The sequence below is a fragment of the Vibrio sp. E150_011 genome, from assembly GCF_053544015.1.
Genome location: NZ_JBHFOL010000029.1, coordinates 14,388 through 32,837, shown reverse-complemented (window position 1 = coordinate 32,837; position 18,450 = coordinate 14,388). Strand labels below are relative to the sequence as shown.

General features: G+C 46.2%; 12 protein-coding genes and 1 pseudogene. 3 read left to right on the top strand and 10 right to left on the bottom strand.

The features are described from left to right. Positions 1 to 435: pseudogene (locus ACE1OE_RS23465) on the top strand (diaminopimelate decarboxylase family protein); the annotation flags it as partial. A gap of 274 nt (positions 436 to 709) precedes the next feature. On the opposite strand, the gene udp reads toward ACE1OE_RS23465, so the two are convergent. The 4 genes from udp to ACE1OE_RS23445 form a co-directional block, all read right to left on the bottom strand. Continuing rightward, complete coding sequence (udp, locus tag ACE1OE_RS23460) at positions 710 to 1,468, bottom strand: uridine phosphorylase (RefSeq protein WP_102470406.1); 759 nt, start codon at positions 1,466 to 1,468, stop codon at positions 710 to 712. A 265-nt stretch (positions 1,469 to 1,733) separates the two neighbouring features. Further along, complete coding sequence (locus ACE1OE_RS23455) at positions 1,734 to 4,049, bottom strand: zinc/cadmium/mercury/lead-transporting ATPase (RefSeq protein WP_449212424.1); 2,316 nt, start codon at positions 4,047 to 4,049, stop codon at positions 1,734 to 1,736. A gap of 81 nt (positions 4,050 to 4,130) precedes the next feature. Further along, positions 4,131 to 5,594: an MATE family efflux transporter gene (locus ACE1OE_RS23450; protein WP_372060822.1), complete on the bottom strand. Its 1,464-nt coding sequence runs from the start codon at positions 5,592 to 5,594 to the stop codon at positions 4,131 to 4,133. Between the two features lie 90 nt (positions 5,595 to 5,684). After that, positions 5,685 to 6,101 (bottom strand): CBS domain-containing protein, encoded by a 417-nt coding sequence (locus ACE1OE_RS23445; RefSeq protein ID WP_102470403.1) that lies wholly within the window; start codon positions 6,099 to 6,101, stop codon positions 5,685 to 5,687. A gap of 276 nt (positions 6,102 to 6,377) precedes the next feature. On the opposite strand from ACE1OE_RS23445, the gene ACE1OE_RS23440 reads away from it, so the two are divergent. After that, on the top strand, positions 6,378 to 6,635 hold the full coding sequence (locus ACE1OE_RS23440; protein ID WP_102470402.1) for a hypothetical protein: 258 nt from the start codon (positions 6,378 to 6,380) through the stop codon (positions 6,633 to 6,635). A 10-nt stretch (positions 6,636 to 6,645) separates the two neighbouring features. On the opposite strand, the gene ACE1OE_RS23435 is transcribed toward ACE1OE_RS23440, so the two are convergent. From ACE1OE_RS23435 to cobA, 5 genes are all read right to left on the bottom strand, one after another. Then, positions 6,646 to 8,400, bottom strand: a complete 1,755-nt coding sequence (locus ACE1OE_RS23435; protein ID WP_449212423.1) for a protein kinase domain-containing protein — start codon at positions 8,398 to 8,400, stop codon at positions 6,646 to 6,648. Positions 8,401 to 8,521: 121 nt separating this feature from the next. Then, positions 8,522 to 9,991, bottom strand: coding sequence for a NarK family nitrate/nitrite MFS transporter (locus tag ACE1OE_RS23430; protein WP_102470400.1), 1,470 nt, complete (start codon positions 9,989 to 9,991; stop codon positions 8,522 to 8,524). 183 nt (positions 9,992 to 10,174) lie between these two features. Next, on the bottom strand, positions 10,175 to 10,510 hold the full coding sequence (gene nirD, locus ACE1OE_RS23425; protein WP_372060819.1) for a nitrite reductase small subunit NirD: 336 nt from the start codon (positions 10,508 to 10,510) through the stop codon (positions 10,175 to 10,177). A 76-nt stretch (positions 10,511 to 10,586) separates the two neighbouring features. Next, positions 10,587 to 13,145 (bottom strand): nitrite reductase large subunit NirB, encoded by a 2,559-nt coding sequence (gene nirB / locus ACE1OE_RS23420; protein WP_102470398.1) that lies wholly within the window; start codon positions 13,143 to 13,145, stop codon positions 10,587 to 10,589. Positions 13,146 to 13,167: 22 nt separating this feature from the next. After that, a complete protein-coding gene (gene cobA, locus ACE1OE_RS23415; RefSeq protein WP_449212422.1) occupies positions 13,168 to 13,998 on the bottom strand; it encodes a uroporphyrinogen-III C-methyltransferase in 831 nt (276 codons plus the stop codon). Between the two features lie 415 nt (positions 13,999 to 14,413). On the opposite strand from cobA, the gene ACE1OE_RS23410 reads away from it, so the two are divergent. Continuing rightward, entirely contained in the window at positions 14,414 to 16,954 is a 2,541-nt protein-coding gene (locus ACE1OE_RS23410) for a molybdopterin oxidoreductase family protein (protein WP_449212421.1), read from the top strand. A gap of 125 nt (positions 16,955 to 17,079) precedes the next feature. Here the strand turns inward: ACE1OE_RS23410 and ACE1OE_RS23405 are convergent, their stop codons facing one another. After that, positions 17,080 to 18,090: a glycosyl transferase family protein gene (locus ACE1OE_RS23405; protein WP_449212420.1), complete on the bottom strand. Its 1,011-nt coding sequence runs from the start codon at positions 18,088 to 18,090 to the stop codon at positions 17,080 to 17,082. Between the last annotated feature and the right edge of the window lie 360 nt (positions 18,091 to 18,450).

The following is an 18,450-nucleotide window of genomic DNA, read 5'->3' as shown; positions in this document are numbered from 1 at the left end:
AAAGATGACCAAGAGATGGACTACAGCTACACCATGGTTGATGCATCAACTTACCTAGCAACGCTTGTTGAGTCTCAAGAATCCAAGAACCCTGTACTTCCTGCTAACAAGATGACTCAACCACTTGTGGCTCGTACTACTGAGGTATCTGGCCCAATCTGCATCCCATCAATCTGGGAAAGTGGCGCGGTTATGCCGAAGCTGGTACCAAACGATGTATTGGCCATCATGGATGTGGGTCACTACGCTGAGTCTCAAGCAAGCCAGTTCAACTCACTACCACGCCCAGCAACCGTATTGGTCAAAGATGGCGAAGCTGAGCTAATCAAACGCGCAGAAACGGTTGAAGATGTATTTGCAACGCAAATTCTTCCAGAGCGTTTCAAAAAAGCAAAAGTAGCGATTGAAAAGAAAGCGGCTAAAGCTAAAGCCTAATCACTCAACGTGAATAGACGCAAAAAACCTCTCGCTTCCGCGAGAGGTTTTTTTATGGGGATAGCATTTGTGTCCGGCCAGATTTAAAACGGTGCATCAGCGCACCGATAAAGCCAATTAAACAAGTAAACGTTGATTAAAGTAAAATAGTGTTTGCTCAACACAGTAGCGATTAAGGGCAGCAGCCGTTTATTTTAATCGGAGACCGCTGCCAATAATAAAAAAGCCTCTCGCAATACGAAAGGCTTTGATTTGAATAGAGTAGCAACAAAACTTATAGCATTTTACGTGCAGCTTCTACGACGACCTTAATTGAACGTGCTTCCGTTTTTTTCAACGTAGCATGATCAGGTGTCTCTTTTTGCGTACGATTTATGATCACACCCGCAACGCAACCGGCGCGTAAACCGGAACTGGCACACATGGTGAGTAGCGTTGCAGATTCCATCTCAAAGTTAAGCACACCCATGTCTTGCCATTCTTGCATTGAACCTTGGAAGCGCTTCACCACTCGACCAGAAAACGTATCATAACGCTCTTGGCCAGGATAAAAAGTGTCACTTGAGGCTGTGATACCAGTATGAACGGTAGCGCCCTCATCAATCGCGGCTTGTTTCATGGCAGTCGCTACATCAAAATCTGCCACCGCTGGGAATTCCATCGGAGCAAAGTGCAAACTTGCACCATCTAGACGTACTGAACCCGTAGTAACAATCATATCACCAACGTTCACGTCAGATTGAATTGCGCCTGTTGTCCCAACTCGTAGAAAAGTACGTACGCCTAATTGCGCAAGCTCTTCAACAGCAATTGACGTTGATGGACCGCCAATGCCAGTCGAACAAACCACCACTGACTGGCCATCCAATTTAGCACGATAAACCGTGTATTCGCGTTGGCTCGCTAGGAACTCCGGCTCATCCATTAACTCTGCAATCTTTTGAACACGTGCAGGATCGCCAGGAATAATAGCCAATGTAGCGCCTTGTAGATCGTCTTGATTTACGCCTAAATGGAAAACAGCTTGTGACATAGGGTGGTTCCTTTTATCTCTTAGTTATGGAATTAAGCTTATAAGATAACGTCATGCCTTTCCGTTCACAGATCACACTTTACCTATGAATATTTCATTTCATTACACGATAAATCGGTTGGCATCACACTTTTATTGATAACTGCGGTCAATTTAATCCATTCTAGATGATATCAATACGGTTTGATGAATATGGCAACCAATCGATAACCATCCAGCCAGCTGTAAAGAACGCTCTACCAAAAGAGCGTTCAATGCTTGTAGCTTAGTCGAATTTAGATTTATGTCTAAGTAAGCGAAGCGCATTAAGTGTAACAATCGCAGTGGCTCCGCTATCCGCTAACACCGCTACCCACAAACCCGTCATGCCTAATAAGGTCGTCACTAAAAACACACCTTTTAATCCCAACGCTAGCGTGACATTTTGCTTAATATTGTTCAGCGTTGCTCTTGATAGTTCAATCATAACCGGAAGCTCTGCGAGTCGATTATGTGTTAGCGCGGCATCCGCTGTTTCTAGCGCGACGTCTGTGCCTCCCCCCATGGCGATACCAATATTTGCCGCTTTCATCGCAGGTGCATCATTAATGCCATCCCCTACCATCGCCACTCGGTGGTGTTGAGCTAACTCGTTCACATACGACACTTTATCCGCAGGTAACAAACTGGCTTTATAGTCCATTCCAAGCGGCGTTGCGATGGCGTGAGCACTTCGCTCATTGTCACCAGTGAGCATAACGGTTTCAATACCTAGCTTCGCGAGTCTTTCGATAGCTTGTGCAGCGTCGCCTCTCACTTCATCACGCCACGCAATCAACCCAATGGCTTTGTCCGTATCGGTGAGGACCACCACGGTTTTACCTTGGTCCTCTAGCTCTGCTATCTGAGATTGAATTACCGCTTGCAACGTAAACTCAGCCTTAGTTGGGGCGAGTAGCGTATATCTTGTCTCTTCAACAATCCCCTCAACCCCAACTCCGACAAGCGCTTTTTTCTCTGTAGCGTCGGGCATGTGAATACCCAATTCCTCGACATGTCGCACCAGCGACGTCGCTAAGGGATGATTTGACCCTGATTCAATCGCTCCTGCAACACTCAGGAGTTTTTCAGCCGTCCAATCTGTCAGTACGACTGTATCGGTAACATGTGGACGGCCTAACGTCAGCGTGCCCGTTTTATCGAAGGCAATCGCGTTAACATTGCCAAGTTGCTCTAATGCTGCGCCCCCTTTTATCAGTGCGCCACGTCGAGTAGCTGCCGCTAAGCCTGAAGTGATGGCTGCGGGCGTTGAAATCACCAGTGCGCATGGGCAAGCTATCAATAATAATGCAAGCCCACGATAAACCCAGGTTTCCCAAGGTTGAGCGAACAAAAGTGGCGGGATGATAATCACCAGCAACGACACCACCATCATCAGCGGGGTGTACCAGCGACTGAATTTATCTAAGAAACGTTCAATGGGTGCTTTACGAGATTCGGCCTCTTCGATGAGATGTAAGATACGGTCAATCGCATTCTCACCTTGTTTGGATGTGACTCGCAGTGTTAGGACTTTGTCCGTGACCACAGCACCTGCCATAACACCGTCACCCACTTGGCGCTCGACAGGGAGAGACTCTCCCGTTAATGCACTTTCATCAAAGCTCGCATTGCTTGACACCAGCACCCCATCGGCAGGAAGCCGGTCACCCGCGGCCACTTCAATCAAATCCCCAGGCTGAAGATCCGAAGCACTTTTCTTTGTGCGTACCCCATCGATAATGACAGTGGCTTCTTCCGGCACCAATGACATCAAGGCCTGAACACCACTTCTTGCTTTCGATGCGGCAAAAGACTCTAGGCGCTCACCGATCAAAAATAATAGCAGCACCATACCTGCTTCGACCGTTTCACCTAGGTACAGCGCCCCTATTGCCGCCACACTCATCAAGGTTTCAATGGCAAACGGGGTACCTGATTTTGCTAATTTGAATGCTTTTTTCGTAATCGGCATAAGACCAAGCAAACAGGTGAGGACAAACAACCACTCGCTTGCTTGTGGAAATGGTGTCTGAATCACCGCCGCCACCAGCATACCTAAAGAAATGGCTAATATATGGGCGTTATCCGATAGAGTTTTTCGCCACCCTGTTTGTTGAGGGTGCGGGGCAGTGTTTGATGATGAGCCGCCATTTAAGGATTGAAGCGTAAAACCAGCGTCGCCGACAGCGGACTCGACGGCAGGGACCGCAGTGAGATCATCAACGCGAATCACCAATTTTTCAGTCGCAAAGAGTACCTTAGCACTGACTACCCCTGCAATTTTTGTGGTTGCCGATTCAACTTTACGTGCACACGCCGGGCAGTCCATACCAACGACTTTCCAAGAGTGCTGTGTTACCGCCTCTTCAGGTTTGGGCTGTACAACAAGGGGGTCTTCTGGTTCTGGGGCGCTGCAATCACCACTAGCTGAACAGCAATCGGAGGCGGTTTTTTCTGTAACCGGCGTTATCGCGCCAATGGTTGGGGTCGTGCAGCCCGCACCAATTGGGCGTACTGCACTAATTTTTTGAGTTCGGCATGCTGCATGTTTACTGCACATAAGATTATCCTTAACTGACCTAAACCTGATTCGTATAACACAAGTTTAAACCTTAGAGCTAACTCCAAGGTCAAGGATTAATTAATCAATTAAGGTTACCGGGGACGTCCCTGGTTTATTTTTGGCGACATCTTCAATCAACACCGCATCATGGGTACAGAATGGCTGTGAATTCACACTGGTTAAGCTTGGGTCTTTTTGCTGAGCACACTGTCCTGTACGTCTGAGTTCCAAAATATGATACTTGAGAACCACCATGCCCAGTATGCCAAAGACAATATTCCCCAGCGCTTGCCCGTAAAGAACACCTAACGCCCCAAACCACTGAGCACCAAAGTAGACAAATGGCAATGTACCTGCGGTTGCCTTACCAAGGTTTAAAGCCGTGGAATAGAGTGGTCTGCCTAAATTGTTAAATGACGTGTTGGCGACAAACAATGCACCATTAAAAATAAACGTAATCGCGACATAAGTAGCAAAGGTCGCCACTATCAGTGCAGCATCCCCCGTCAGCGAGAACCCGGCAATAACATAATCTTTGACCAAATAAAGTAATAGGCACACGGCTATAGTATAAGTGGTTGTCACGATGAGCGAGTTTTTCAACGTCTCTTCAACTCTGTCGATTCTTAGTGCACCAAAATTTTGTCCGATGATCGGCCCTACAGCGCCTGATAAGGCAAAAATAACAGCAAAACACACTGGGGTCAGCCGACCAATAACGGCGTAACCTGCCACAAAGTTTTCTCCAAACTGTGCAATTGAGGTCGTCACTATCGCGTTACCAATTGGCGTCGCCGTATTTGCGATGATGGCAGGTAAGGCAATGGCTAGAATCATTTTGCTGTTCGTCATCACGTCACTAAATCGTGGAAAAGAAAGCAGTTGATGTACACGTAACAGTGGCATAAATGAAAAATAGAATACGGTAAAGCGTGCAATAACCGAAGCAACCGCCGCACCTTCAACGTTCCAACCAAACCCAAAAATAAACAATGGATCTAAGATCGCATTAACAATGCCACCATAGAGAGTAGCCCACATCGATCGCTTGGCATCACCTGCAGCGCGAAGTCCTGCCCCACTGGCCATACCAAGCGCAATCAATGGTGTACTGGGCATGATGATCCATAGATAAGCCGAGGCTCGTTCATGCGCTCGGCCTTCCGCACCAATAGCCGTAAGCAATTCTGGTATGTAGGCACACATAGTCACGGTCACAATGACGCTGATAAAAAAGGCAATCACTAAAACATTGCTACCAATCTGTTTAGCAAACGCGCTATTTTTTGCGCCAATGGCTTTCGACATCAGCGCGCCCATCGCGATAGAAGTGCCAATTGACACCGATGTAGCAAAGAAGGTTAACGTGCCTGCAAACCCCACCGCGGCAGCCAGTTCAACTTGACCCAACATACTGATAAATAACATATCGAGTAAATCGACAACGAACAATGACATTAAGCCAATGGAACCAGCGCCAGACATCACCAGGATGTGACGCATAGTGGATCCTTCGAGAAACTTAGCAGACGGTTCTGTCATGACGATCCCTGAGGTGAGGTAAATTCAGACTAAGGCGAGTTGATTGGCAAAAAAGAAGGCGCTAGCGCGCCTTAAAGAATGTATGTTTCTTTATACTGGGTGTTTGAAACAGGCCTCTAGGGTTTTACCTATCGCTTGCAGCACATCTCGTCTTGAAATCATCCCCACTAAACGCCCTCGGTCAATGACGGGGTATACCTTGGGTTTACCTACTTTCATCATATCTGCAAGTTCAATAATGGACATGTCTGGTGTCACAGACAGCACTTCTTTGTACATGCAATCACCGACTGTATGCGTGTCTTGGCAGTGATAAGACACCTTAACAAGCTTTTCAAGCAAATCTTGTTCTGAGATAAAACCAATCACTTTCTCATTCTCGTCAATAACAGGACCACCGAGATGGTTCGACTTCATGACCTTATCTAATGCGGCACTTAGAGGCATATCGACGGTAAATGTCACCGCTCGTTGGGTCATATAGTCTCTTACTTTCAATGATTCCATGCTGTTCTCCTTAACCCAAAAACTTTCTTTGTTCTATTCATTGTCGTCTAATTTATTGATTTTGCTAAATAGGAATGAATAATTTTATTTATAGAGAAAACCTATTAATGGTAAAACTCCATTTACGACGTGGCTTACGCCACTTCTGAGCACTTAAATTTGGGTGCTACGATGATTTAAGCGTAAGACGAAACTTGCTGATTTGCGTATCTTACTGCTAAGAAATTTGTCACAATCCCTCTTCGATAATCGGTAATCCATTCCGGAAGGGCTCCTTTGTTTAAGAAAATACTTGCTGCACTATCCGAAGCCATCGAGTTTCGCTCTCGCATTTGGGTTGTCCATGTTTCTGAATCTCTATTTAAAGATCAGTCCTATGTGGTGAATGAGGATGGTTTTGATGCCCCTCTTGAATGGATGCATCGTAAGGGCTATTCACCAGCCATGCTTGAGCAAGTTGAACAGATGAAACGCTCTCAAGTTCTGGTTTTCAATTTTGGTCATTACACGCATCAGCTCATGCGGGTAAAATAATCGTTGGGAGCTAACTGGCTTGCGTAAGAATAATCAACTCCACAAATGCCAACAGCGCAAAAAACACCGCAACACCTTTCCAAAACAGTAATGGATTTTTCTTAATGAGGGGGCTGGCCTCTATCTCTTTCAACAAGGTAGCGTTAGGTGAATGAGTATCCGCGACAAACTCACTCAGAACGCTATACCGCAGTGCTGGATTTGGGTGACAAGCTTTTTCAATCGCCAGTTCAAACCACAAAGGCACATCTTGCCTATGTGTTGCCATCCCGAGATACTGCCACTTTTGATGTCGTGCTTGCTGCACCGACAATGCGCTAACCTCTTTGTAAGGTAACGCTCCGCAAAGCAACTCATAGGCAATAACCCCGACCGAAAAAAGATCCGATGCCGTCGTTGCCGATTCGCCTGATAAATATTCTGGTGCAATATAATTTGCCGCACCTAAAGGGGCATGAGCATGATTTGAGCGTTCTGTTTCTTCAAGTCCTTTGACAGAAACCGCACCTAAATCAATGAGTTTTATCGAACCGTCATCAGTCATCATGATGTTTTCTGGTTTAAGGTCACGGTGAACCATATCCAAACGCTGCAACACTCGAACCGCTTTGACCAACGCCTCAATAATGTCTCGGACCTGCTTCAAAGCCGGCTTAGGGTTATCATACATCCACTGCCTCAGGGTCATACCCTCCACTAATTCGCACAGATGGTACAGATAAGGGGAGGCCTTAGGTTGTTGGTAAACCTTCATTATTCGCTGACTGTTAATGCGGCTACCTACCCAATATTCATTGCTAAATGACACCAAGGTTTCAGTATCATCGATATAATGCTGAGAGGGTGCTTTCAAAATCAAACGACGTTCAGCCCCGTCTTCTTGCACTTCGTAGACATGGCTACGACTGCCCGCATGGATTACTTTCTTCACCACATAATTATCAATTCGGTTATTGATGTTGAGCGCTGGAGGGATCACGCGATTCAAAGCCTGTTGTTGAAATTCCATCAGTGATAAATGAGGCAATGCATCCACACTCACCATCAAACATGTCGTGTTATCTTGTCCACCAGCATCAATCGCATGCTGACAAAGTTGCTTGGATTTGTCTTCCAAACTGCCTTGCCTTTGATTGCATACTTGGCGTATCGCCGCGTCACTCAGCACATCGTGAACGCCATCCGTGGTAAACAAAAAGCAATCCTCTTTGTTTAACTCTATCGACTGATAATCAACCTCAAGTTTCGTATCCATCCCCAAAGCACGTGTCAGATAAGCACTTTTGCCACCATTCACACGTTGATGGTCACGGGTTAAAAGACGTAATACGCCTGCACGAAGCAAGTAAACGCGGCTGTCACCCACATGGAAAACATGCGCAGTATTCGATTTAAAAATCACACAACTGAACGTAGTAACTAACCCATTGTGACGAAATTGCTGCTTTAGCCCTTGCTCGAACAACCATGAATTTAGCGAGGTAAGTACTTGACTAGCTGAATGCTTAACACTCCAACTGTCTGGCGTGGCGTAATAATCACTCACAAATTGCATGACACTGGTGTGACTGGCTTTTTGGCCATGGTCGCTACAGCTGACTCCATCCGCGATACAGGCAATACTGCCTTTTATCTCAGCTTCCGATAAACTCTCAGGGACCCGCACAACAAACGCGTCTTGATTCTCTTCCCGAGCCCCAGATAACGAATGTCCACCATACCTCAATGTTAGTGGTCGTTTGTGTTCATCCACCGCAACTACCATTATTTCCTCACCATTTTATTGATGTCACACGCCCACACCTACTGGTCGAACAAAAGCCTCGTGCTAGCGAGGCCTCTGAACAAAGGGAGGCAATTTGAGCCCCCCTTTTCCCGATTTATAATTAATGGGATACGTTAATTAGGGTCACGCTACCATCTTCATTAATTTCCGTAATTTGGCCTTTTGGTTCTTCCATTATCAATAATGCCGAGAATCCTAATACTGCCGTTCCCGCAATAACAAAAAAGAACGTTTGATAATCAACCAGTGATAACACGGTCAGGTACACTACAGCCCCGACATTGCCGTAAGCTCCTGTCATACCGGCAATCTGTCCCGTCATACGGCGTTTGATAAGTGGCACAGTAGCAAACACGGCACCCTCACCCGCTTGAACAAAGAATGAACACACCATAGCCGCCGTGACCGCAAGCCATAATGGCCACTGGCTATCAACCTGCCCCATCACAAAATAGCCAACCGCTAGACCGGCCGTGAGGATAAGAAGCGTTGATTTACGGCCGAATTTGTCCGAAATCCAACCGCCACCAGGACGAGACATCAAGTTCATAAACGCATAGGCAGAGGCCACCATTCCCGCCATAACAGGCGTTAATTCAAATGTCTCAGAAAAAAACAATGGCAACATAGACACAACCGCAAGCTCTGAACCAAACGTCGCAAAGTATAAAACGTTCAGTACTGCGACTTGCTTAAACTTATATTGGTGAATTTCTGGGACAGGCTCTGAGAATACTGACTTATTGACCTTCCAAACTTGTGTGACTTCATACAAATACAAAGCGACTAACGCGACGTAAATGCCTCTTACCGCGGTCTCCGATAACATGCCTATACCCGCTGGTGACACCTTCCAAGCCAACAAAGCGAGGGCGGCATACATTGGGATTTTCATGACCAACAACATAAAGAAGTCACCTTTCGACGTCACTTCCATCGCCGATAAATGCGTAGGCTTAAAATAGGTTGAACCCTTTGGTGTGTCACTCACATTCTTATAGAAAATAAATGAGAATGCCAAGCTCATAACACCCGTGATAGCCACCGCATAGCGCCAACCATCATCCCCACCAAATAACAAGGCGAGAGTAGGTAAAGTAAAGGCGGCGGCGGCCGAACCAAAGTTGCCCCACCCACCATAAATGCCTTCGGCCGTACCAAGCTCATCATGAGGGAACCATTCTGAGACTAATCGAATACCGACGACAAAGCCCGCACCAATAAAACCGAGTAAGAATCGAGCAATCGCGGCTTGTATGAATGAATCCGAAAAGGCAAACATAAAACAAGGAATGGAACACACGGCAAGCAGCGCTGAATAGACGATTCTAGGACCATATTTATCCGTCAGCATCCCGACAACGACACGGGCTGGAATGGTCAAAGCAACATTGAGTATTAAAAGCGTTTTAATTTCTTCGGTTGATAACCCCAGTGAGGTTTTCACCATTTGAAGCATTGGGGCAAAGTTAAACCACACCACAAAGGTAATAAAAAAAGCCATCCAACTTAAATGTAATACCTTCATTTTTCCGGTAAATGAGAACAACGAAAACTTAGTGTTTTCCATAATAAAATCCTTTTATTTTTTCTATTGCAGCACACAGGCTGACTTTCAAAGCATTGGTACAATCTTTACGAAGGTACAATTTGAACTAAGGTACAGTCTGAACGAAATAACCTAGAGCGAGGCCTATATCCTCACTCCCACAGGCTGCGAATTCCAATCACTTAAACATGCGTCTCTGGCACATTACGCTGCTAGGTTTTTAACTTGAACATCGTTCCCTTCAACTCGAACGTCAAAGCGTTTCAGTTGATAACTGGGCTCTTCGATGCACTGCCCAGTTTCAAGGTTAAAGTGCTGTTTATATAATGGCGATGCCACGCAAGGTTGCCCTTCCATTGACCCCATAATGCCTCGTGACATCACATACGCTTGACCTATCGGGTCGTAGTTGCATAAAGCATATAACGCCTCACTGCGCCGGCAATAAAATATTGCCACTTGCTGTTGATCAACCTTTGCACATATCCCTGTATGCGGCACCAGGTCATTGGTTGAGCAAACCGTCGTCCATTGATTCATTGAGATCTCCTAGTTTTCATAAACAAATTGATTAAATACGTTGACATTATTTGGGTCGAAATGAAGGGCAATCGCCCTACACTTCCACCACATCGATTCGTTGTTCTAAGACCTTTTTTTGTTTTTCCGACTCAGTCGGGAATCGCTGGTCTCTGATAGTCACAAACTGCAGGCTCGCGTCTTTTTCATCGCTATTGATGTAGTGCTGGAAGCGCTTGAGCTTTTCAGGGCTCTCTAGCGTCGTTTTCCATTCACATTGGTATTTGCCCACATTCGATTCCATTTCTGCTTCTAACTCAGCACCTAAGCCAAGCTTGTCTTCGACCACCACTTGTTTTAAGTATTCAATGCCGCCTTCTAGGTTTTCCAACCATACAGACGTGCGCTGTAAGCGATCTGCGGTACGGATGTAGTACATCAGAACGCGGTCGATATATTTCAATAGGGTGGTTTCATCAAGGTCAGTGGCCAGCAAGTCCGCATGGCGAGGGCGCATACCACCATTACCACACACATAAAGGTTCCAGCCCTTATCGGTCGCGATAATGCCAATGTCTTTTGATTGCGCTTCAGCGCATTCACGAGTACAGCCGGACACCGCAAATTTGAGTTTGTGTGGTGAGCGCAGGCCCTTATATCGGTTCTCGACATCAATCGCAAAACCGACACTGTCTGCGACGCCATAGCGACACCACGTGCTCCCCACACATGATTTAACGGTACGAACTGACTTACCGTAGGCGTGACCCGTTTCAAAGCCGGCGTCGACTAACTTGCGCCAGATATCAGGTAATTCGTTTAGCTGAGCGCCAAAAAGATCGACACGCTGGCCACCGGTAATCTTGGTGTATAAGTCATACTCTTTGGCGACCTCGCCTAATACGATCAGTTTGTCTGGTGTTATTTCTCCGCCCGGTATACGAGGAACCACAGAATATGTGCCGTCTTTTTGCATGTTGCCAAGGTAGATATCGTTGGTGTCTTGCAGCTCCATAAGGTTATCTTCAAGGATGTAATCATTCCAATAAGACGCTAATATCGAACCCACTGTCGGTTTACAAATCTCACAACCAAGGCCAGAGCCATGCGATGCCAATACATCATCGAATGTGCGAATTTTACTGATTCGAATAATGTCACTGAGCTCTTGGCGAGAATACGTAAAGTGCTCACAAATATTATTGTTCACCTCGACACCTAAACTCGTCAGTTCACTATCTAATACTTGCTTGGCAAGTGCAGAACACCCCCCACAACCGGTCGAAGCATTAGTTGTTTCTTTCAAAGACGCCATCGTTGTACAACCACTCGCGACCGCTTGCTTAATATCACCCTTTGTCACATCAAAACATGAACAAATCACGGCGCTATCCGGCAAGGCTTCCACGCCTAATCCAGCGCTGCTGTCATCGGCTACATTAGGAAGAATTAAGACTGACGGATTCTCCGGCAGTGGCATATCATTTTGCTTGAGCTGTAACAATGTACCGTAAGCATCCGCATCACCCACCAGCACCGCACCGACAATTTTCTTACCATCTTCTGAGATAATCAGTCGCTTATAGACTTGTTCAATCTCATCGTTATAAGTATAGGATTGCGCGCCTGGGGTTTGTCCGTGCACTTCGCCAATACTGGCAACATCCACGCCAAGCAGCTTCAACTTAGTGCTCATATCAGCACCCACAAACTCGGCATCCGTTTGGCCGTGGTTTACAATATGCGTAGCCGCTATTTTTGCCATTTGGTAACCAGGAGCAACCAAACCAAATATTTTGTTATCCCACAGTGCACATTCACCAATGGCATACACACTATCGATATTAGTCTGGCAGTGATTGTCAATCACAATCCCGCCTCGCTCACCAATGGCAATATCAGACTGACGAGCCAACTCATCCTGAGGTCGAATACCAGCAGAAAATACAATCATGTCAGTTTCAAGGTGGGAGCCATCAGCGAAATTCATTCGATAACGCGATGTGCTACCTTCTACAATCTCTGTGGTGGCTTTTTGCGTGTGCACCGACACACCTAGATTCTCGATCTTTCTTCTCAGTAACGCGCCGCCACCATCGTCTAACTGCACCGCCATCAAACGAGGAGCAAACTCAACCACATGGGTATCTAACCCAAGGTTTTTAACGGCGTTAGCTGCTTCTAAGCCCAATAAACCACCGCCAATGACGACGCCACTTTTCCCTTCTTTACTGGATGCTTCTATCGCATCCAAATCTTCGATGGTTCGATAAACATGACAATGTGTTTGATCGTTACCCGGAATAGGCGGAACAAAAGGAAATGACCCGGTTGCGAGGACGAGTTTGTCGTATGCTTCAGCTCGCCCACTTTCCGTTATCACGATTTTTTTGGCCGTATCAATCTGGGCAACCTTATCGTTAAGGACATATTGAATACCGTTAGCTTGGTAATATGCCTCATCCGTTAAGGCAAGATGTTGTGCGCCTTTATCCTCATCAAAATAGCTAGTGAGTTGCACACGATCGTAGGCAAGCCTTGGCTCTTCTGAAAACGTAATTACTTGAAACTCATCTGTTTCGGCAGCAATAATCGAATCAATAAATTTGTGGCCGACCATTCCGTTGCCAACGACAACAATGCGTTGTTTGCTCATCATTTACTTCCTTATAAAAATATTAAGCCGTCAATTTTAATTTGTGCGATTGCTTGGCAAAACCGTGGGTACTGCTCGACATAAAATCACTGTCCAATGAACGTTGCGCCAACCATTGCATTTTCTCCGCTACGGTCACAACCTGACCAATGACAATCAGTGCGGGAGACTGAACATGATGTTGATGTTTCAGCGCATCCAATTCACTCAGCGTACCAATAATGGTACGTTGGTCCGGGCAGCAGCCATTCTCAATTAATGCAATCGGTGTGTCCTGAGACAGGCCGGCATCAATCAATGAGTTCGATATTAGGTTTGTTTTGCTCAACCCCATATAAATCACAACGGTTTGGTTGAGTTGTGCCAAAGCGCGCCACTGGATGTCTAGATCACGCTCTGCATGAGCGGTGATAAAAGTACACCCCTGTGCCAACCCACGATGTGTTAAAGGAATCTGGGCATAGGTCGTGCAACCAGATGCCGCCGTTATACCTGGGATAACCTCAACATTTACCCCGTGTTGACTCAGCCACAGCATCTCTTCGCCGCCACGGCCAAAAACAAAGGAGTCCCCGCCTTTCACTCGACAAATATGTTCACCCGCATCAGCGCACTCGAGTAACACTTGATTAATTTCGTCTTGAGTGGAGCTATGACACCCTTTCTTTTTGCCGACGTAGATCTGCTTCGAGGTTCTTGGAAAAAGAGCACATATCGCGTCACTCACTAAATTGTCGAATATGATGGTGTCGGCGGACTGGATGGCATTCATTGCCTTTATGGTCAGTAGTTCAGGGTCGCCTGGACCGGCGCCAATCAACGATACTTTGGCTTGTTGGCTGAATCCTTTCATATTGCACTCCATGGCCAATTAATGACTCATTTTTAATTATCTCTGCCAAAACAAGGAGCAAAGACAGTGCCAATACAAACCCACCACCATTAATTAATTTAACAACTCGTTACATTTCATACCCTTATACAAAACAATCACCACACATCTATGTAGCGCAAGAGAATCACTCAACCAAAAAACCTGCGATTTTGAGCCCTTTTAGTGCATTTTTAACCAAAACAGTGCACACACACACTCAACACCTCTAAAACAACCACAAAACAACAACTACCACTAAAGTGGTATGCATTTAAATTACTGATTTTAAATAATTAAATCACAAAACCATCTGTTTATGGCGTTATATTCAATATGGCGCGCAAATTGCTTCAATATACACAATATGATTTTTTATAAGATTTAAGGTGAGATCATGGATGAAGATGGTTGGACAAAATCGACATGCCCATATTGTGGGGTTGGATGTGGGGTAGAAGCTCGCCCAACGGCGAAAGGACGCCTTGAAATCAGGGGCGATCAATCGCACCCTTCTAATTATGGCAAGCTGTGTACAAAAGGCATCGCGCTCGGTGAAACCGTGATTCACGATGGACGAGCACGTTACCCACTCCTTCGTTCCTACACAACACCTGATGCCTTTACAGATAAGGGCTATCAACCAACCTCTTCAGAAAGCCACTCGCGAGTTGAGTACACAGATACGATATGTGATTGGGAAGACATCACCAGCCATGTTGCAAAAAAATTCACACAAACCATTGAACAATTTGGCCCAGATTCCGTTGCATTTTATGTATCGGGTCAATTACTGACCGAAGATTATTATGTGGCAAATAAGCTAATGAAGGGCTTTATTGGCAGTGGTAATATTGATAGTAATTCTCGCTTATGTATGGCTTCAAGCGTAGTAGGCCACAAACGTGCATTTGGTTCTGACACCGTTCCTGTGTGCTACGAAGATCTGGAGCACGCCGAGCTCGTCATTATTACCGGTTCCAATCTTGCGTGGTGTCACCCTGTACTATTTCAACGTCTTCGCCTTGCCAAGCAACAAAATCCAGCCATGACGATTGTTGTGGTTGATCCACGAGAAACCGCTACTTGTGACATCGCCGATCTGCATCTACCTATTCATTCCGGTTCAGACGTAGCACTGTTCAATGGCTTGTTGACTTACCTGCACCGCGACAAACACCTCGACAAAGACTACATCGCTGCCTTCACCGATGGTTTTGAGCAAGCACTAGATGCGGCCAGCAAGGAGCTCGATATTGAGGGGATTACAGGCATCAATACTGATAGATTGGAGCATTTCTATTCTTTGTTTGCTAAAACAGACAAAGTGGTGACCGTATACTCACAAGGCGTCAATCAATCCAGTCAAGGATCCGACAAGGTCAACGCCATTCTCAACTGCCACCTCGCCACAGGAAAAATTGGTCAACAGGGAACTGGGCCTTTTTCTGTGACTGGTCAGCCTAACGCTATGGGCGGAAGGGAAGTCGGCGGGCTCGCCAATACGCTTGCCAGTCACATGGAGTTTGATAATCCACAGCACCACTCGCTTATCCGTGACTACTGGCAAACTGACCAATTGGCCACTAAGCCCGGATTAAAAGCTATTGACCTGTTCGATGCAATTGAATCTGGAACCGTCAAAGCAATATGGATCATGGCAACTAACCCCGTCGTTAGCCTCCCTGATAGCAAAAAAATCCAAGCGGCTCTTAGTCGTTGCCCCTTTGTTGTCGTATCTGACTGCATCCAAGATACCGAAACGACGCAATTCGCTGACGTCATTTTTCCCTCCCAAGGTTGGAGCGAAAAATCGGGAACCGTGACCAATTCTGAACGCCGAATTTCCCGTCAAAGACGTATTTTACCGAGCCCTGGTCTCGCTAAACCCGATTGGTGGATAATCAGCCAAGTCGCAAAAAAAATGGGCTTTGCATCCGCCTTCAATTACCTGCATGAAGGCCAGATTTTTAACGAGTATGCCACGATGACCACATTAGGTAATAATGCGGGTCAGCGGGATCTTAACCTTATTGGGCTAACCTCACTTGATGACCAAGGTTATAGCCGACTCTCACCACAGCAATGGCCAGTCACCACGCTACAATCTGGTATCGTCAATCAGCGTTTGTTTAGCGACAATCAATTTTTCACCCCAAATAAACGAGCACAATTTATTCGTGTTCGACATCAATCACCAAAAAACTCGGTCTCAGTTCAACACCCATTGATCCTCAATAGCGGCCGCGCTCGTGATCACTGGCATACCATGAGCCGCACAGGCCTTTCACCTAGTCTGGCGACTCATACACCCGAGCCTTATGTCACGCTTCACCCAGTAACGGCAAAGCGATATTCACTCGAGCAAGGGCAGATTGCAACCATTAGTAATCACTTCGGGTCAATACAGGCAAGAGTCCATTGCTCCACCTCCATGGGACCAAACCAACTTTTCATGCCCATCCATTGGAATGATTCAACCGCGAGTAACAGCAAACCCTGTACCCTCATCGAACCCAATTCAGATCGTCATTCCGGGCAACCAGAATTTAAACACACGCCGGTTTCGATCACACGATGGCATCATCGATGCGAGGCTTTGCTATTTAGCCAGCAGCCATTGGCGCTAGATACGATAGAATATTGGGCACAGCAGAAGGTTGAGAATGGTTATTTATATCGAATTGCATCACCGCAAAATCCGATGCAATTAATCGTCGCGTTGACGGCTTATATGGCGCTTGAGGGTGACAAAACCCTATCCTTCGATGGCGGCGAGTCGGCTCAGGGGTTTAGACAAGCACAGATCACATCCGCCTATATCGACTCTGCTTTTGTCGTAAAAACGGTGGTTTCCGAGCTGGATGTTGATTGGCTAATGAGGCTCGTTTCTGAGCCCGACGTCGATCTATTAGAGCAACACTTTATGATGGTGTAGGCGAGCACTTTCGATGGCGTAAAGCCGAGTAACCAAAGTGATACCGGTTGGTTACTCGAGTACTGTTACGCTCGCTATCAAAAGACAAACGCGTAAAGATGACAGCCGATGCTGTCATCTTGGGCTTAGCATAGTCCGGCAGAAGGTGTCACATCGATACTATGCGTTTTTTTGCAATAAGTAGACCAATACAATTCCGCTTTTTGAACTGATAATGGGTAATCACCCGATATAGTAAACAGCGCCGCCGTCACTGTGGCCACCACGGTATTGGTCATTAATTCCCATTCTTCTCTTGGCGTATCAAACGGGCAATATTTGGGCTCTTCTCTAATCTGCATCGTCTCTTCTATATACGTAGAATGAACGACATCAGATTCCACCCACCATACTGTCTGACTCACTTTCGGGTTAAATTCCGTTTCACCTGACTGGCCTTTAAATGAAAGCATTCGCTTATAATCATGCTCGCCACCAGCATGGCGCGCTAGTAGGTGTTCTACCTGAGCATGCAGCTCTTGAAAGCCAGGGTGAAAGCTTCCCCTCATGCCATAGGGAGCGTTCGCGGGATTCAACGCGCGAATAACGGTATTAATTGGTGTGCGTAACCCATAGCGATGCTTCCAGTCCAGCATCCGCTTGGCTAATGGACAAAAATGGCTAAGTGGCAGATAGGCGATATTGCTTTGCTCCAGCATTTGCTGAGCGTGTGTCAGATCATCCGCTTTAACGATATTGAGCGAAGCCAAGCAATCGCGTGCATGCACACGGTCACTTTCTTTATCTAGGTCGCCATGGAGTAATACTTTAACGCCGTTTTCTGCCAAGATACTGGCCGCGAGTAAGTGCCACGGTTTCCCAGATGTTTGACCAACACGCTTCCCTGCGTACAAAGGCCAGTCAAAATCTGCATGGATAGTATGCCCTTTGGGCTTTAACGCTTCGACGAAGCCAGCAATCTCTTCGGCGGTTTCATCCCTCACTCGTATCAGCATGAGCAGCATCGCTACTTGGTCATCGTCAATATGACCCTCTACGTATTGTTCCATGACTAATCTTGCTTGATCTTGAGTTAAAGGCCCTCGGCCACGTGAGCCACGCCCAACCGTTCTGATGCATTCTTTAATAATTGACAAGGTCATTCCTTTATCTTGCAGTAAATTACACGAATAGATTCATTGTAATTCAGTCACTTCATCTCGTAACCTATAATTTTCGTTTCGTTGTTAACCGCCCTTTCGCTAAGTATGACTGCAGGCATTATTATTAGAAAAGAGCCAGTACACTCAAAAAAAAAGGTGCAGCCCAATAATCAGGAACTGCACCATCGCCAACCGTTGTTAGTATTGTTTTTGACCTTTTGTATGCGACTAAGGCCTCCGCTATTGTCGTTACGTCTTAAGTCCTCATGATTGTCGATATGATGAGTCCCGCCCTATAAGAATAGACTCAAACCATTCACTAAATAGTACAAGCAACTATCATTCCATAATTTT

Excerpts from the sequence above, each read along its gene's own strand:
- nirD (WP_372060819.1), bottom strand. The coding sequence starts at position 10,510 with ATGAATCAATGGACGACGGTTTGCTCAACCAATGACCTGGTGCCGCAT.
- nirB (WP_102470398.1), bottom strand. The coding sequence starts at position 13,145 with ATGAGCAAACAACGCATTGTTGTCGTTGGCAACGGAATGGTCGGCCAC.
- udp (WP_102470406.1), bottom strand. The coding sequence starts at position 1,468 with ATGTCACAAGCTGTTTTCCATTTAGGCGTAAATCAAGACGATCTACAA.
- ACE1OE_RS23445 (WP_102470403.1), bottom strand. The coding sequence starts at position 6,101 with ATGGAATCATTGAAAGTAAGAGACTATATGACCCAACGAGCGGTGACA.
- cobA (WP_449212422.1), bottom strand. The coding sequence starts at position 13,998 with ATGAAAGGATTCAGCCAACAAGCCAAAGTATCGTTGATTGGCGCCGGT.
- ACE1OE_RS23455 (WP_449212424.1), bottom strand. The coding sequence starts at position 4,049 with ATGTGCAGTAAACATGCAGCATGCCGAACTCAAAAAATTAGTGCAGTA.
- ACE1OE_RS23435 (WP_449212423.1), bottom strand. The coding sequence starts at position 8,400 with ATGGTAGTTGCGGTGGATGAACACAAACGACCACTAACATTGAGGTAT.
- ACE1OE_RS23410 (WP_449212421.1), top strand. The coding sequence starts at position 14,414 with ATGGATGAAGATGGTTGGACAAAATCGACATGCCCATATTGTGGGGTT.
- ACE1OE_RS23430 (WP_102470400.1), bottom strand. The coding sequence starts at position 9,991 with ATGGAAAACACTAAGTTTTCGTTGTTCTCATTTACCGGAAAAATGAAG.
- ACE1OE_RS23450 (WP_372060822.1), bottom strand. The coding sequence starts at position 5,594 with ATGACAGAACCGTCTGCTAAGTTTCTCGAAGGATCCACTATGCGTCAC.